Source organism: Agrobacterium sp. 22-3639C2, from assembly GCF_053522105.1.
The window spans coordinates 429,287-444,594 of sequence record NZ_JBNWDB010000001.1; the positions used below are offsets into that span (position 1 = coordinate 429,287).

21 protein-coding genes and 2 pseudogenes are annotated in these 15,308 nt (G+C 57.4%); 9 read left to right on the forward strand and 14 right to left on the reverse strand.

Annotated elements, in window-relative coordinates:
* Positions 1–53: 53 nt before the first annotated feature.
* Positions 54–482: a plastocyanin/azurin family copper-binding protein gene (locus ACQZ6D_RS02105; protein ID WP_003512955.1), complete on the reverse strand. Its 429-nt coding sequence runs from the start codon at positions 480–482 to the stop codon at positions 54–56.
* 119 nt (positions 483–601) lie between these two features.
* Complete coding sequence (locus ACQZ6D_RS02110) at positions 602–892, reverse strand: hypothetical protein (RefSeq protein ID WP_448729593.1); 291 nt, start codon at positions 890–892, stop codon at positions 602–604.
* A 202-nt stretch (positions 893–1,094) separates the two neighbouring features.
* Between ACQZ6D_RS02110 and crcB the strand changes: the two genes are divergently transcribed.
* The 5 genes from crcB (at position 1,095) to ACQZ6D_RS02135 (ending at position 4,577) form a co-directional block, all read left to right on the forward strand.
* Positions 1,095–1,472: a fluoride efflux transporter CrcB gene (gene crcB, locus ACQZ6D_RS02115; protein ID WP_013636055.1), complete on the forward strand. Its 378-nt coding sequence runs from the start codon at positions 1,095–1,097 to the stop codon at positions 1,470–1,472.
* A gap of 66 nt (positions 1,473–1,538) precedes the next feature.
* Positions 1,539–2,528 (forward strand): RluA family pseudouridine synthase, encoded by a 990-nt coding sequence (locus ACQZ6D_RS02120; protein ID WP_003512960.1) that lies wholly within the window; start codon positions 1,539–1,541, stop codon positions 2,526–2,528.
* A gap of 6 nt (positions 2,529–2,534) precedes the next feature.
* Positions 2,535–3,203, forward strand: a complete 669-nt coding sequence (locus tag ACQZ6D_RS02125; protein WP_003512962.1) for an HAD family hydrolase — start codon at positions 2,535–2,537, stop codon at positions 3,201–3,203.
* Between the two features lie 30 nt (positions 3,204–3,233).
* Complete coding sequence (locus ACQZ6D_RS02130; RefSeq protein ID WP_003512964.1) at positions 3,234–4,028, forward strand: ATP12 family chaperone protein; 795 nt, start codon at positions 3,234–3,236, stop codon at positions 4,026–4,028.
* A gap of 60 nt (positions 4,029–4,088) precedes the next feature.
* Positions 4,089–4,577: a hypothetical protein gene (locus tag ACQZ6D_RS02135; RefSeq protein WP_013636057.1), complete on the forward strand. Its 489-nt coding sequence runs from the start codon at positions 4,089–4,091 to the stop codon at positions 4,575–4,577.
* Between the two features lie 24 nt (positions 4,578–4,601).
* Here ACQZ6D_RS02135 and ACQZ6D_RS02140 read toward each other — a convergent pair.
* Positions 4,602–5,185, reverse strand: a pseudogene (locus tag ACQZ6D_RS02140) (TetR/AcrR family transcriptional regulator).
* Positions 5,186–5,350: 165 nt separating this feature from the next.
* Here ACQZ6D_RS02140 and ACQZ6D_RS02145 point away from each other — a divergent pair.
* On the forward strand, positions 5,351–5,749 hold the full coding sequence (locus tag ACQZ6D_RS02145; RefSeq protein WP_013636059.1) for a RidA family protein: 399 nt from the start codon (positions 5,351–5,353) through the stop codon (positions 5,747–5,749).
* 108 nt (positions 5,750–5,857) lie between these two features.
* On the opposite strand, the gene fghA is transcribed toward ACQZ6D_RS02145, so the two are convergent.
* The 3 genes from fghA to ACQZ6D_RS02160 are packed head-to-tail and all read right to left on the reverse strand — an operon-like array spanning position 5,858 to position 7,865.
* Positions 5,858–6,691, reverse strand: coding sequence for an S-formylglutathione hydrolase (gene fghA / locus ACQZ6D_RS02150; protein ID WP_065704590.1), 834 nt, complete (start codon positions 6,689–6,691; stop codon positions 5,858–5,860).
* A gap of 33 nt (positions 6,692–6,724) precedes the next feature.
* Complete coding sequence (locus ACQZ6D_RS02155; RefSeq protein ID WP_065704588.1) at positions 6,725–7,384, reverse strand: DUF1345 domain-containing protein; 660 nt, start codon at positions 7,382–7,384, stop codon at positions 6,725–6,727.
* Positions 7,385–7,409: 25 nt separating this feature from the next.
* The gene (locus ACQZ6D_RS02160) at positions 7,410–7,865 is read right to left on the reverse strand and encodes a YaiI/YqxD family protein (protein ID WP_003512976.1); all 456 of its coding nucleotides are present in this window, start codon (positions 7,863–7,865) and stop codon (positions 7,410–7,412) included.
* A gap of 166 nt (positions 7,866–8,031) precedes the next feature.
* Between ACQZ6D_RS02160 and ACQZ6D_RS02165 the strand changes: the two genes are divergently transcribed.
* Positions 8,032–8,484: a DUF5680 domain-containing protein gene (locus ACQZ6D_RS02165; protein WP_065704585.1), complete on the forward strand. Its 453-nt coding sequence runs from the start codon at positions 8,032–8,034 to the stop codon at positions 8,482–8,484.
* Between the two features lie 63 nt (positions 8,485–8,547).
* Here ACQZ6D_RS02165 and ACQZ6D_RS02170 read toward each other — a convergent pair whose 3' ends face one another.
* A complete protein-coding gene (locus ACQZ6D_RS02170; RefSeq protein ID WP_003512980.1) occupies positions 8,548–9,204 on the reverse strand; it encodes a peroxiredoxin in 657 nt (218 codons plus the stop codon).
* Positions 9,205–9,472: 268 nt separating this feature from the next.
* On the opposite strand from ACQZ6D_RS02170, the gene ACQZ6D_RS02175 reads away from it, so the two are divergent.
* Complete coding sequence (locus tag ACQZ6D_RS02175) at positions 9,473–10,123, forward strand: glutathione S-transferase family protein (protein WP_112681806.1); 651 nt, start codon at positions 9,473–9,475, stop codon at positions 10,121–10,123.
* A 298-nt stretch (positions 10,124–10,421) separates the two neighbouring features.
* Positions 10,422–11,072 carry a pyridoxamine 5'-phosphate oxidase family protein gene (locus tag ACQZ6D_RS02180; RefSeq protein WP_013636066.1) on the forward strand — a complete coding sequence of 217 codons (651 nt, stop codon included), beginning with the start codon at positions 10,422–10,424 and terminating at the stop codon, positions 11,070–11,072.
* Here ACQZ6D_RS02180 and ACQZ6D_RS02185 read toward each other — a convergent pair whose 3' ends face one another.
* The 7 genes and pseudogenes from ACQZ6D_RS02185 to ACQZ6D_RS02215 form a co-directional block, all read right to left on the reverse strand.
* On the reverse strand, positions 11,073–11,714 hold the full coding sequence (locus ACQZ6D_RS02185; RefSeq protein WP_153793406.1) for a cytochrome b: 642 nt from the start codon (positions 11,712–11,714) through the stop codon (positions 11,073–11,075).
* 3 nt (positions 11,715–11,717) lie between these two features.
* On the reverse strand, positions 11,718–12,497 hold the full coding sequence (locus tag ACQZ6D_RS02190) for an anti-sigma factor family protein (RefSeq protein ID WP_065704581.1): 780 nt from the start codon (positions 12,495–12,497) through the stop codon (positions 11,718–11,720).
* Entirely contained in the window at positions 12,494–13,000 is a 507-nt protein-coding gene (locus ACQZ6D_RS02195; RefSeq protein ID WP_065704579.1) for a sigma-70 family RNA polymerase sigma factor, read from the reverse strand. Before ACQZ6D_RS02195 ends, ACQZ6D_RS02190 begins: the two co-directional genes overlap by 4 nt.
* A gap of 5 nt (positions 13,001–13,005) precedes the next feature.
* Positions 13,006–13,395: a COG4315 family predicted lipoprotein gene (locus tag ACQZ6D_RS02200; protein WP_065704576.1), complete on the reverse strand. Its 390-nt coding sequence runs from the start codon at positions 13,393–13,395 to the stop codon at positions 13,006–13,008.
* Positions 13,396–13,506: 111 nt separating this feature from the next.
* A complete protein-coding gene (locus ACQZ6D_RS02205) occupies positions 13,507–14,073 on the reverse strand; it encodes a YceI family protein (protein ID WP_038490955.1) in 567 nt (188 codons plus the stop codon).
* Between the two features lie 223 nt (positions 14,074–14,296).
* Entirely contained in the window at positions 14,297–14,584 is a 288-nt protein-coding gene (locus tag ACQZ6D_RS02210; RefSeq protein ID WP_075807477.1) for a hypothetical protein, read from the reverse strand.
* A 63-nt stretch (positions 14,585–14,647) separates the two neighbouring features.
* Positions 14,648–15,073 (reverse strand): annotated as a pseudogene (locus tag ACQZ6D_RS02215) (ISNCY family transposase); the annotation flags it as partial.
* Positions 15,074–15,308: the final 235 nt, after the last annotated feature.

A 15,308-nucleotide genomic window follows, 5' to 3' on the forward strand; every position in this document is an offset into this window, starting at 1 on the left:
GAGGCTGCCGGAACGCAATACTCATCCGGCAGCCTCAGCTTGTTCGACCAATATTATTTTGTAACAGTCAGCTTGGCCTGCATACCCGCTTCGTAGTGACCTTTTATGTTGCATAAGAGGAGATATGTGCCGGGCGTAAGCTTTGCCTTGAGCTGACCATCGCCGCCGGGCTTCAGGTCGGCCACTTCGCCAAGACTTTTAAGCTGTTTTTCATCGACACGGTGTTTCGCGGTATTGAGCGGTATTTTTTCGTCTGCAGACTTCAGCTTGACGAGCACCATTTCGTGCTGCTCGCTCATGGCATCGTTATGCACATGAAACACGGCTTCACCGGCTTTGACCGTCGTCTGGTCCATCACGAGTGTCATTGGTCCGCCACCTTCACCGCCTTCGGTGACCTTGATGGTCGTGGCCGCGAAAGCCGGCGCCGAAACAAGGAGCGCGATCGTGGTGGCTGTGACGTGACGGGCAATAGAAATCATGATCTTCCTCCAGTTGGTACCGAAGGACTAAAATTTGAATCTGACAACAACCTGAACGGGCGAAATGCGCACTAAAAAACTTATAAATCGATTTAATAAGTATGGATATCAGATTGATATTATAAGTTTTTATTGGATTGGTTTTCCTTGTAGGCCTGCACGGCCTGATCGAGTGTTGTCTGGGGGGCGTTGCGATGGCTGGCGCTTGTCAGGAAATAGAGGGTCAAGGCCGGCGGCTTGATGGCGGTGAGCAAGGCTCTCAACTGGAAATCGTCTCCCTGTTCGGCCTTGCGCGCCAATTCGTGAATGGCTTCCTCAACCTCGCTTCTGCGCGATACACGCTGCGACGGCTTCACGGCCTCCAGTGCGTAGGCCGCAGTGTTTGCAGAAACGGAAAGAACCTGTGTCATCCAACCTCCGGCCATCCTTCGCCGACCCGTAAAACCGCAGATTAGCAGCTGCGTCTTGTTGGAAGCCTAAATCGCGGACGTGCAATTTAATCGAGTTTTAATCGAAAAAAGGTCGGGACGAGGGGGTTTCACCACCCGTGGCTATGTTCTAGAAAACGTCTTCAACAGACCCGTCGGGTATTTCTCCGGAGACATTCCCCAAATGCTGAATATCGCTCTTGTCGCAGCAGGCGGCGCAATCGGTTCGGTTTTCCGCTATCTCGTGGGTCTGTTGAGTGTGCGCCTTGTGGGTATGACTTTCCCTTGGGGAACGCTGGCGGTGAATGTGGTCGGATCCTTTCTCATCGGTTTCCTGGTTGAGCTTGTTGCAAGGCGGCTGAACGCGTCCATGGAGATGCGCCTGTTTCTGGTCACCGGCGTTCTCGGTGGCTTCACCACCTTTTCGTCCTTCTCGCTGGATGCGGTAGCGCTTTTCGAACGCGGCGCGCTCGGCCTTTCGGCGGTTTACATCACGGCAAGCCTGGTGGTTTCCATCGCGGCGGTTTTCGCCGGGCTGGCCTTGGGCCGCAGTTTGTTCTAAAGGCTTGCTCCAAACGGTGCGCCGGATAACAGGGCGCGCGATCAAGACAGAGAGACTGGAAATTTCATGGCAGGTATCGAGCATATCAAGGTCGAGGCCGACGAGGCCGGTATGCGCCTCGATCGCTGGTTCAAGATTCACTATCCGGGTCTGGGGTTCGGGCAGCTGCAAAAGCTTCTGCGCTCCGGACAGGTGCGTGTGGACGGCGGCCGGGTGAAGACGGACGCACGGGTGCAGCCGGGACAGATGGTGCGTGTGCCGCCTGTTGATTCCGACCTCAAGGTCAAAAGCGGACCGATCGGATCCAGGGACCTCAAACATTCGGCAGACGGTGAACTTCTGGCGCGCATGCTGCTGCATGAGGACGACAAGGTTCTGGTGTTCAACAAGCCGGCCGGCATTGCCGTGCAGGGCGGCTCGGGCGTCAACCGTCACATCGACGGGCTTCTGGAAGCATGGACCAGCCCGAAGGGCGAAAAGCCGCGTCTGGTGCACCGTCTGGACCGTGACACGTCGGGCGTGCTGGTGGTGGCCCGCACCCGAGGTGCTGCACAAAAGCTGACGGCCGCTTTCCGCGAGCGCGATACCAAGAAGACCTATTGGGCGCTGGTTCGCGGCGTACCACGCAAGCATCAGGACAAGATTTCCACCTGGCTGGTCAAGGAGCAGACCCCCGACGGCGACCGCATGCGCATTGCCAAGCACGGCGAAGAGGGGGCAGATCACGCCATTTCCTATTACCGTGTCATCGATACCGCCGCGCAGAACCTCGCCTGGCTGGAAATGGAGCCCTATACCGGCCGTACCCACCAGCTGCGCGTTCACGCACTGCATATGGGGCACCCGATTATCGGCGATCCGAAATATTACATCGATGATCCGAACTGGGATTTTCCGGGCGGTGTACAAAAGCGTCTGCACCTGCATGCACGCCATATCGACATTCCGCACCCGAATGGCGGCCGGCTTCGCGTCAGCGCGCCTTTGCCACCGCATATGGTACAGACTTGGAACCTGCTCGGCCTCGACGTGGCCGATGGCGACAGGGAAGGCTGATATCAGATGAAACTCGTTCTTTTCGATTGTGACGGCACGCTGGTCGACAGCGCCGGCCTTATCCATGCCGTCATGGTGGATACCTTCGCCGATTTCGGAAAGCCACGGCCTGATATTGCACAGACCAAGGCAATTATCGGCCTGACGCTCGACATCGCCATCGCCCGCATGCTCGGTAAGGCGCATGTGGATGACGAGGCGCGCGCGATGACTGAGCGCTATCGGGAAATCTATCACCCGATCCGCGCCCGACCTGGCATGATCGAGCCGCTGTTCGACGGTATCGCGCCCTTGATCGACACGCTCGCCAGGCGGGATGAGGTGTTGATCGGCGCGGTCACCGGCAAGGGCCGTCGCGGGTTGACCCATATTCTCGAAACGCATGGTTTTGCCGAGCATTTCATCGTGTCGCGCACGGCGGATGATTGCCCTTCCAAGCCGCATCCGGCCATGGTGATGGAATGTTGCCATGAAACCGGCATGGTTCCGGCCGACACTGTCGTCATCGGCGATGCTATCTATGACATGCAGATGGCAAAGGCCGCCGGCGCAAAGGCCATCGGCGTTGCCTGGGGCTACGCCTCGGTCGATGATCTCTGGAAGGCCGGCGCAGACGCCGTCGTCAGCCATCCGAGCGAAATTCCGGCCCATGTTCCCGCCGATATTCTTGAATGATCCTTTCTATTCGACTGATGAGGACGTGCCATGCGTGATCTCCTGAACGACCTTTCGGAAGGCCTCAGCCACCCCGATCCGATCCTTCGCGCCCAAATCCAGATGCAGCGGCCCCTGCCGAAACGTTTCTATAAGGACGTTACCGTTGCTGACGTGGAAGACGGCGGCTTCACCATCCATCTCGATGGCAAACCTTTGCGAACGCCCGCCAAGAAGCCGCTTGTCTTGCCCTCGAAGGCGCTTGCGGACCTGCTTCGCGATGAATGGGATGCGCAGAAAGAAGTGGTGAACCCGGTCGTCATGCCGGTCTCGCGGCATGTGAACACCGCCATCGACGGCATCGCCAGCGACACCCAGGCGGTTTTCGAGGACATACTGCGCTTTTCCTCTTCCGATCTCCTGTGCTACCGCGCAGGTCAACCGGAAGCGCTTGTGGCGCGGCAGGCGGACCATTGGGATCCGGTGATCGACTGGGCGGCCAATGTTCTCGGCGCACGCTTCATTCTCGTCGAAGGCGTCATGCATCGCGATCAGCCTCGGGAAGCCGTTGCAGCCTTTGCCGTGACGCTCAAAAAATACGATACGCCGATCGCGCTTGCCGCCCTGCACACCATGACGTCGCTGACCGGCTCCGCCATTCTGGCGCTGGCACTGGCGGAAGGGCAGCTGACGCTGGAGGAAACCTGGGCGCTGGCCCATCTTGACGAGGACTGGACCGCCGAACATTGGGGCGAGGACGAGGAGGCGCTGGAGCGCCGCGCCACCAGGCTCATCGACATGCGTGCAGCACTCAACGTTCTGGAGGCGTTGAAGAGCGCGCCTTAACGCTTTTCTAACCCTGATGACCGAATATGCGGTTACCTCACGTTAGGGGAGCCGCAGATCATGAACACTCGATTGAAACGCCTTGGCATTGTTGTGCTGGCGTGTTTCACGCTCATGTCTTTCAGGCTGGAACCGGAGGCGACCAATGCCGACCGGCTGCTTTATGATGTGCGCGGCGCCTTTGTAGCGGCACGGCCGGATGTAGCGCCGGCATTGATGCAATCCATTCATGCGCAACTACAGAATGCCATCAAAACGACGGCACGCGGCGAAATCAGACCGCGCGTTGTGCTGACCATTCGCCTCGCATCCGTCACCCGCGGCCCCTTCCTGTTTGGAGAACGGGCATCGGCCCGTGTCATCGTTCGTGCGGCCGCCGTGGCGACGGGCGAGGTGATCGCCGAGGCCAAATTCACAGCCACCGTCGTCAGCTTCGACAATCAGTCGATCGAGCAGGATCTCGCTTACGGCGTCGCGGAGCGCGTGATCCGCGAGTTCCGGCTGAGCCGACCCGGACCGACAACGCTCGCGACGGCGTTGTTTCCGTGAACAAATATGGTTTCCAGATAGAGTTTAAACTGGTTTCACAAGAAGGCCGGTGGCCATGGACTGGAAAGCCTCGACAGCCTTCGGCAGCACCCTCACGGGATCGTCACTGGCGGCGATCCATAGCGCAGCATTAAGTGCAGCGCCGCTTAGAAGCCGGGCAGCAGCTTCCGCATCGACTGACTTGATGACCCCTTGTTCGATGAGGCTCTGAACCGTTCGCTTGGTCGCATGCAGACAACTGCTCTGGCTAGGCCACTGCGACGGACCGCAGGCCCGTCGAGCAGAACGATGCGTTGTACTTCCGGATCAAGCGCCATTTCGATATAGGCGGCGCCCTCGGCGAGCAAACCTTGCCAATCGTCCTCGGCCAATGCCCCGATCTCTTGAGCGCGAGACGCCATTTCAGAATCGATCTGATCGACCACCGCCGCCAGCAGCCCACGCTTATCTCCGAAATTGTGATAAAGCGCCCCACGCGTCAGACCAACCTCAGCAGTCAACTCGTCCATTGATGCGGAAGAGTATCCCTTTTCGGCGAAAATCTTTCGTGCAGCCGCGATCAGTTTTACGCGATTTTCCTCCATCGTTTCCGCGCGTCTTTTCGCCATACTCTCCTCAATTTCACATACGTGACGTATACGGGTTGACATACGGAACGTATGCCACCAAATTCAAATACGCACCGTATATCAAATAAGGCGTTGTGTGAAGCGCTCGAAGCGTAACGTTCCGCCCAGAGAGTGCACTTGATTACAAAGAAGAGAGATTTAAAAATGGCGAAGCGCGAAGCAATCTTTCCCGCAAACAGACATGCTCTTTACGAGGAGCACGGCTATTCGGCGGCTATCCGATCCGGGGACCTTCTGTTCGTTTCCGGGCAGGTGGGCAGCCTTTCCGATGGAACGCCAGAACCCGATTTTGAACGTCAGGTACAATTGGCTTTCGAAAATCTCAAAGCCACGCTGCATGCAGCGGGCTGTACATTTGATGATATTGTCGACGTGACGACATTCCATACGGACCCCGAAAAACAGTTCGGAACCATCATGGCCGTCAAGCAGCAGATTTTCAGCACGAAGCCTTACCCGAACTGGACTGCAATAGGCGTGAACTGGCTCGCGGGCTTCGATTTCGAGATCAAGGTCATCGCCCGCATTCCTTTGGATGCATAAATCTCCGAAAGCCATAGCGAAGACGGCGTACTAAAAACGCCGTCACGTCGCTGTTCAAGATGTCGGACGAATCCAAACCGCGCAGGTTAAGCTTCCCCTTTCGCAGCCTTAGCCAAGTCGCTCGGCATGCCATTTCAGATGGTCATCCATGAAGCTGGAGATGAAATAATAGGAGTGGTCGTAACGCTCGTGCATGCGCAGCGTCAGGCCGATATCGGTTCCTTTGATCGCCTCTTCGAACAGCCAGGGACGCAGGCCTTTTTCGAGGAAACTGTCGGCCTTGCCCTGGTCGATCAGGAATTCCGGAAAACGGGCGCCGTCTTCGACCAGCGAGCAGGCGTCGTATTGCCGCCATGCGGCACGATCCGTTCCGAGATATTTTTCCAGCGCCGGTTCGGACCAGTCGGCAGAGGAGGGGGCGACGATTGGGGCGAAGGCGGAGCAGCTCTTGAAGCGGTCTGGGTTCTTAAGCGCAATCGTCATGGCACCATGGCCGCCCATCGAATGGCCGAAAATGCCCTGACGGCTCATATCCGCGCGGAAATGCTGGCCAATGAAGGCTGGCAGCTCTTCCGTCACGTAGCTGTACATATGGTAGTGCTCCGACCAAGGCTCCTGCGTGGCGTCGAGATAAAAGCCCGCGCCCTTGCCCATTTGCCAGTTGGTCACTTCATCAGGCACATCGTTGCCACGCGGGCTGGTATCCGGGCAAACGATGATCAGCCCGAGTTCGGATGCCATGCGGCGATATTCGCCTTTTTCCATGACATTGGCGTGGGTGCAAGTGAGGCCGGAAAGATACCACAGAACCGGGCACGGCTCGCTGATCGCCTTCGGCGGCACATAGACTGCAAAGGTCATCTCGCATTTCAGGGTTTCGGATGGGTGCGAAAATACGCCCTGCATGCCGCCAAAGGCCGTATTTTGCGAGATGATATTCATGAAGCCATTCCTTTATGAAGAGTTTTTTCCGGTTCAGCCCGCAAGCGCGACCGCAGCATTGACCGCCGCTGCTACCAGAACCGTGTTGAAGAAGAAGGAGACGATGGAGTGCAACAGGGTGACCTTGCGCATCGGTGTCGTGGTTACAGCAACATCCGAGGTCTGCGCCGTCATGCCGATGACAACAGCGAAATAGAGGAAGTCGTAACCGCAGGGTTCCTTCGTTGCCGGGAAATCCATGCCGCCGCGATGCTTGCGCTTGCCATCAACGATTTCCGGACGCCAGTAAAGATGTGCGTAGTGCAAGGCGGTCATGGTGTGGATTGTCAGCCACCCGAAAATCACGGAGCCGAAGGCGAGCAGCAGCGTCCAGACGGTTTCGCCGGAATGGTTGAGTGCTTGGAAAAGTGAAACGACGGCGACGGTGGCAGCGATCAGCGTAATGGCGATGATGGCCATTGCCGGCAGGTCATCACTATCGGCATGCGCTTTCAGGTGCTGGGCCGTTAATTTCGGAAGCCGAAAGGCCACCAGCCCGAGATAGGTCAGGAAAAACAGAATGGCTGCAATTTCGATGGCGAGCGGCCGTGCGAATGCCAGCGCCAAGCCAAGGCCGAAGGCGCCAACAAAAAGAGCGACGAAGAAAGGCTTATGGCGGCTATAGGTGTTGCTCTGCGGATTGGCCGGGGTCATGGGCTGCGCCTTCCTGTTTACGCGGTCATTTTTTGACACGGCGGCAGAAACGGTCAAGCGTCTCCAGAAAAGCAGACCGGTCGCGCGGCGAGAAAGCCGCGTTATATCCCTTGCTCTCACCGGTTTCGCGCAGGTGTGCGCCAAGGTCGCGCATCGCAGTTGCCATGCCGATGTTGGTTTGGTCGAAAACGCGGCCGGTCGGTCCCGTCACCAGCGCGCCCCTGGCAACGCAACGCCCGGCGAGCGGCACATCGGCGGTAATGACGATATCGTTTTCGCCCGCACGCTCCGCAATCCAGTCATCCGCCGCATCGAAGCCGGCCGATACGATCACGTTTTTTACCATCGGATCGCGCGACGGGCGCAAACCGGAATTCGCAACGAAAGTCACCTCCAGCCCATGCCGTTCCGCCACCTTGAGAATCTCGGGTTTCACGGGGCAAGCGTCGGCATCGACATAGATTTGCGGGGTCTGCGACATGGGCACTCTTCGAGGATCATTTATGCATCGCTTTTAAGGGCAAACGCTGCGATTACCAAGCCCGCCATCTGTGAAAATATGGCGACAGGCAGGGTAAGGAATACGCTTGCGACCTTCACACAAGTCCAGTATGTTCACTTTATGTTCCTGATGTGAGGTATTCCCGATGCTGGAAGAATTCATCGTGCAGGCCAAGTCCGCCACTTATGTGGGCGGCGGCAACAAATCCTCGACACCCACCCGCATCGGCTCACACGACCTCGGCTTTCGAAGTGGCGACTGGAACTATATCGATAGCTATTTCGGCGGAACCGACTTCATCGGTCAGGAGGTCGTCTGGCATCAGGGAATTCCACTTTGGGCCATGAATTATTACGGCCGCATCATCCGCCCTGAGCTAATCGACGGCACGGTGGCGGGCAGGGTGATCCAGCGATCGCTTTCCACGCTATACAGGGAAGGGCGCTTCCTCGGCGGCTTCACCCACGAGGTCGAAGACATGATCTATGTCGATACCAATGAGGGCGAATTCCGGTCTTTTACCGGCGTGGAGCGCATATATCGGGACAGCGTTGAGGTGTACCGGCTCGACTACCACGGCGGCGTGATAAAGCCGTAGCCGCGCCGCGAGTAAGATCAAACAGGGACGATGGAGATCCATCGCCCCTTTATCGATTTCAAATCAGCCGGGCTGCTTCGTCTTGCGCAGGTATGGAAGAACAGTGTCATAAGAGCCGAAACGGGCAATCGCATCCTCGTTGGAGACGGCGGCGGTGATAATGACGTCTTCGCCCTGTTTCCAGTTTGCCGGTGTCGCCACCTGATGTTTAGAAGTCAGCTGGATGGAATCGATCGCGCGAAGAATTTCGTCGAAGTTCCGCCCGGTGGTCATCGGGTAGGTGAGGACCAGCTTGATCTTCTTGTCGGGACCGACAACGAAGACGGAGCGCACGGTGGCGTTGTCGGCCGGCGTGCGGCCTTCGGAACTGTCTCCAGCGCCCGCCGGCAGCATGTCATAGAGCTTCGCGACTTTCAGGTCCTTGTCGCCGATCAGCGGATAATCGACATTAAAGCCGGTCGCGGTGCGGATGTCGTTTTTCCATTTCTCATGGCTTTCGACCGGATCGACCGAAATGCCGATGATCTTGACGCCGCGCTTTTCGAATTCCGGCTGCAGGCCGCCCATCGCGCCGAGTTCCGTGGTGCAGACCGGCGTGAAATTCTTCGGATGCGAAAACAGGACCGCCCAGCCGTCGCCGATCCATTCGTGAAAGCTCACCGGACCGTGTGTGGTCTCGGCGGTGAAATCGGGTGCGATGTCGTTTATACGCAGGCTCATCTGATGGTTTCTCCCTAATGATTTAAATTGAAATCCTGAAGGTTTTGGCAATCCGCGTCCGGCGCAGGAGCTTAGAGTTTTTGCGTGAAATGGCCAGCCCTTTCCACGGCAAACGGCACGCTAATGACCTGTCATTGAAACGTACAAGGATTGTTTTCGTTCTGGCAAACGCCTATTCTGACGCGCTGCCTTTTCCGGCCGGCGCAAAAAGCTGATGCTCGACCAAAATGAGCCAATAGTCTCCAAACAGACGCGATGGGGAACAGCAATGACGATCACGATCACCGCTTTTGAACGCTCGCCTGATGGCGGCAAGGGTCTGGCACGCGACATGCGCGTCCGCTGGGCGCTGGAGGAAGCGGGACTGTCCTACGATGTTCGCCTTCTTTCCTTCAAGGCGATGCGGGAACCTGCGCATCTGGCACTTCAGCCATTCGGACAAATCCCGACCTATGAGGAGGGCGACCTTGTACTGTTCGAATCCGGCGCGATCATTTTCCACATCGCGGAGCGCAATGCCGGCCTGTTGCCGCGGGATGTGAATGCGCGGGCACGGGCGATAACCTGGATGTTCGCCGCGCTCAACACGGTGGAGCCGCCAATAGTTGACCGCTCGATTGCCCGATTTCTGGAGGGCGACAAGAGCTGGTACGAAGAGCGCTTAGCGATGATCGATAAAAATATCCGCAAGCGGCTCGGCGAACTCTCCCGCTGCCTCGGTGACGACTACTGGCTCGACGGTGCGTTCAGCGCTGGAGATCTGTTGATGATATCGGTGCTGCAAAGGATAAAAAGCTCAGGCATCCTCGACGAATATCCAAACCTTTCAGCCTATGTGGCTCGCGGTGAGGCGCGTCCGGCCTATCAACGCGCCTTTGCCGACCAGCTTGCCGTCTTCAAGGCCGCTTCGACCGGCTGAACGTCGGTGAATAGCGAGGGCCTTAAGGTAAGAACAAACTACACGGTCTGTACAGGATTGCCCGCCCTCAAAGGCTCCCGCAGCCGTTTCGGTGATTGTTGTGCCTCTATCGGCGCCGGTTCTACTTCTTGATTGAAATTGAAATCTGCGATAGTGCTAATATTGAGGTACGTACCTCAAACTTTGAAGCAGCTCAAATGCGGACAGAGAAGAACAATCGATATGTCAGCAATATCCAGGCGTTTTCGTCTGGTGAAGCTGATGGGAACAACGGGGCAACGTCACAAGGGTGAGGATGATGACGGCGTTTGAACTTGATCCGGAATTTGCAATAACAGATGAGCCATCGCTTCGAGGATTGTTCGAGGCGACCCACGCGCTGGCGATATTGAAGTGTCAGGACACCATTGGCGAGCATGCGCGGGAATTTATCAGACGCTCTCCGTTCCTGTGCATAGGAACGCAGAATCTGGCGGGAAGTGCTGACGTAAGCCCTCGTGGCGACCCTGCGGGGTTCGTCAAGATTCTTGATGAACGCACACTCGCGATACCGGATCGGCCGGGTAACAATCGTCTGGATACGTTGACCAATATCATTGCCAATCCAAGCGTCGGGCTGTTGTTTGTCATACCGGGATTTGACGACACGTTGCGTGTGAACGGGCAGGCAAAGCTCGCAACCGACCCGGAACTTCTGAGAAGCATGAGCATCAATGATCGTGCGCCCAAACTCGCGATTGTCGTCAGGGTGAGTGAGGTTTTCATGCATTGCGCCAAGGCGTTTCGGCGGTCTCATTTGTGGAGCCCGGATCATTTTCAGGATCGCTCCGAGATGCCGTCGCTCATCAAAATCATCCTTGACGAAACGACGGGGGCGCCCAGCAACAAGGATGAGATGCGGAAATTGGATGACGATCTGGAAAAGGACTACCAGAGAACACTTTATTAGCTATTTTCGAGGGGAGGCGGTGCGGCTCCTGTTGTCTGCAGCAGCCCTGAAAGCGATCATGCGCCGAAGCGTTGGATCTTTGCGGACGAAATGGTGCCACAGCGCCGCTGCCACATGAAGAACGACGATAACTGCGGCAAGATAGGCCAGAGTGGCGTGAACCTTAGTCCAGAAGGCCTCGGCTTGGTCGGAGATCGCCATGGGTAGTCCCGGCACGACGACAAGATCGAAGACGTAACTGGGGATCTGCAGAGGAGACGTCGACGCGACGGCCCAACCGGCAAGGGGAACGGCAAGAGTAAGGAACAGCAGTGCGGCGTGAGCCGCCCGTGCGGCCAACCTCGAAGCCATCCCTTCACCATCCAGAGCCCGCGGTTTCCTGCTGAAAACCGACCAGATGAAGCGGGGGGGGGCGAGGGCCAGAACCAGAAACCCAATCGACTTGTGATACTGAAAAAGATTGAACTGAAGCACCGGATCGATGTCGCGGCTCATGAGATATCCCAGCGCAAGCTGCGCGAGGAATAGGAGCGCGATCGTCCAATGGAAAACGATCGCCACCAAACCAAAGGAGGCGGACGTGTTTCGCCATCTCCTTACGCCGCTCGTCGCTCTATCGGAATGCCCCTTGAGATATTGCATCGGCTAACTCAGCTGTTGATAGGTGTCTTTGGCAATAGCGTCCATGCGGTCGGACGGCAGGCTGCCGACCAGAGCGCAGCGGATTGTTTCGTCATCCCAGGACACTGTTTCCAGCGCGTCGACATTGGAGCGCCGCATGGCGGTATCGCTCGTTTCAGCCGCAGCCACGATGTAAAGAGTGACACGCTGCCCACTTTTGTCTTCATACATCAGCTGAGCTGCGGCGCCTTCGGAGCTGGGCAGCACCCGGCCGCCGACAAGGGACAAGCCATGGCGGGTGAGGTCCGGCACGTTCAGTTTACGGTCGAGCCGTTTTGACAGCCATTTCGGCAGACTGGAGGCGTTCTCGGCATCAGCCCGAACTTCGACAGGGTGCAGAACCTCGCTTGCAAACAACTTGTGCGCCTGTGTCGCATCCGCCACGATGGAATGGGCAGGTGCCTCGACCTCCAACACAAGTCCGCGCCCGAACCAGCCACCTGTCAGTCCAACTGCCAGAACGAGAACGGATGCCGCTGCCAGATTGCGCCAATTTGCACGCTCCGATCGCAAGCGCCGCTCCATCCGATAAACATCGAGGCGCTCGGGTAAAACATCGACATCAGCAGGGCGATAGAGAGCCGTAAGTGTCGCATTCTGCCGCTGCCATATCTCGACCTTGCGCGCATCGGCTGGATTGGAGGCGAGGTGGGAGCGAACGGCATCACGTCGCTGGTCTTCGAGCTGCCCGTCGACATAGGATATCAGATCGGCTTCGGTTATCTGCGGCTCGTTGCCAGTCATTTTATCACCTTGAGATTTGGCTGGTCTTCCTGGGTCATGCGGGCCAAGGCTGTTCGGGCGCGCCCCAGACGGGACATCAAAGTACCCAACGGAATTTCCAGAACCTTTGCCGCTTCCGCATAGCTCAGGCCTTCGACGACGACGAGGAGGAGGGCCTCACGGTGCTCGCATGACAGCTTTTCGATGGCACGGGCCATTTCGGCAAGCGCGATCCGGCCCGTCTGCGGCGCCGGCACAAACATCTGTTCGGCAACATCATCAATCGGGATTTGCGAGGGCCGGCGGTTTCTGCCGCGCAGATTGTTGCGGTAAACGTTGACCAGCACCCGGTACAACCATGGACGTAACGGCCCCTGCGGCCGCCACAGCGCCTTTTTGCGGATCGCTCTTTCCAGACAGTCCTGAACGAGATCGTCAGCCGTGTCACGGTCGTGCGTGAGCGCATTCGCGTAACGTCGAAGCGCCGGTATGCAACTTGTGATCTCGTCAAGAAAATCAGGCATGGGTGCTATTCCTTGGCAACGTGCCAGACGCCACCAATACCATCACCCGTGACATCGCCGGGCTTCTTGTCCATCTGCCAATGATACAGCGGCTTTCCATCATGCGACCACTGCATCGTGCCATCCCTGCGGGCGAGTGGTCTGTAGTCGCCATCCGCCTTTTCGGTTTTGGCAGCCGCAAGCGGCGGCCATTTCTTCGCGCAGCCGTCATAGCAGGCTGACGAGCCATCGCCATCATTGTCGAACGTATAAAGGGTCATGCCCTTGGTGTCAGTCAGGATCGTGCCCTTTGCCGTCGCCGTTTCAACCACCGCGCCACCGGCGTATGGTTCGGCAAGCGCGGCAGTGGAGGCGAGCGCGAGAGCGCCTGCCAGAATGAAATGATGTTCACGCATGAGATCGTCCTTTGAGAGGTAACGGTGCGGACACCATGTCCGATACAAGACAGAACACCGGCCAGCGGCAATTAATCCCGTCCCGCCGATTTTTTTGACGTTCCGTCGTTTTTATCTGACGCCCTTCAAATCTATGTCGAAGGCAACCGTGTTCGAATAGAGCGGCACGCCAACGCCCATGCCATAGGGCAGGCGGGGGATATTTCCGGTGACATGGAAGGTGACGGAACCCTTTTGCTGCTCAACGAATGTTGCGTGAAACGTCTCGGCTCTGGAGACGCCTCGGGCCGTGAGCACACCTTCAACCACCGCGCTGCGCGGCCCGTCTTGCGTAACGCGGTTGGAGCGAAACACGATCTGCGGATAGGCGGCGATGTTGAAAACTGCGCTGGACCGCAGGAAATTTTCCACCCGCTCTTGGCCTGTCTTCACGCTGGAAGGGTTCAAACTGATTTCCACATAGGACTTGGACGGTTGGTCCGGATCGATATCGAAGCGGCCGGATATATCGGGAATAGTGCCGTTGATGCCCGGACCGGCAACCTGTGCAATCGAAAATCCGATGTGCGAGGCGGGATCGATACGGTAACGTCCGGCGGCGGACGAAAACGGGCTTGCAGATACAGGCGTGCAGGCCAATGTGGCAATAACGAGCGTGATGGAGTAGAGGTGCTTCACGGCGCAGGCTCCTTCATGAGTACGTGGTCGTACCCGTGAGAACACCGCTGGCCACTATTTAATCCCCATCAGTTCCGACAGATCATCAAAATCTTTGCCGCATCAGCCAATGCATGGGCATTTCGTCAGCGGGGGGCGGGTGAGGGAATGCCTATTCGGCTTTAGCTTCCTCAGCAGGGTGCATAATCTGCCTTGGCAATCAACAGGCATTCCGGGTATGAGATCAAACCCTAAGTGCAGGATAATCCCACGATGACTGCAAACGGCGACGGGCCTCTTTTACAAGGTCAAGGTAGTCTGCCCTGAAGGGTGCAACCAGCTGCTTTTCGAGACCGGCAAGCAGTCCGTGCAGCACAGCGCATTCGGCAGGGCTCTCGAAACAGGACGCGCTTGGCGTGGGAGCGCTGCTCTCTTTGCACCAACGAGAAAGAAGCTCAAAAAGAACCAGAGCTTCGTCTGGAGCAAGGTGGATTTGTGTATGATCGGAAGAAGTTTGTTGTTCGTCTTTCATAACGCGAAACTCGCATGCGCCGCTGACGTCTGCAATAGACCGCTGGCATTCAACGTCGCCAGTTCATTCCGCCGCTTCTATCCGCGCCAGCGCCTTCTGCCTTTTGGCAATCACCTCCTGGTCGTTCATGAAGTCCGTCCGCCGGCCGGGCTTGCGGCCGCGCTTCTGATAACCGTTGCTCTGGCTGCCATCGCGAATGCCGAACATATGATCCGTCTGGCCGGTGCGGCGAGGGCCGCTCTTGCTGCGCTGCTGTTCCCGCCCGGCCTGCATCTCGGCCACGATCAACAGCATGTCGTCCAGCCGCTTGTTCTCGACCACTTCGGATCGGTGCACTGATCGCAACTTATCAAAGGTTCTGTAGGGTAGGGTGAAGCTCTCGTGCATGATCTCGAGGCGACCGTCCGGATAGTCGCAGACGACGACCTTCTTTCCCGCCAGCGCATTGGCCTGTTCTGTTGGATCGAGGATAAATAACACGTCGTACTGTGCACCTGACTTCGGCTGAGGCCAAGCAGCTCAGCGGCCTGGACGACGCACAGGCGCTGATCACGGATCTTCTGAATAACTTCGAGGCGATGCAATTCTTTCTGCGACATGGTGATCAAACAGGACATGACGACTCCGACCGCACATGGTCTCGACCAGGTTGAAGGTCGTCATCCTTGCTCCCAACGTTGGCATTGACCAGAACATCGAGAGGCGAGACTGTCGCATCTCTAAC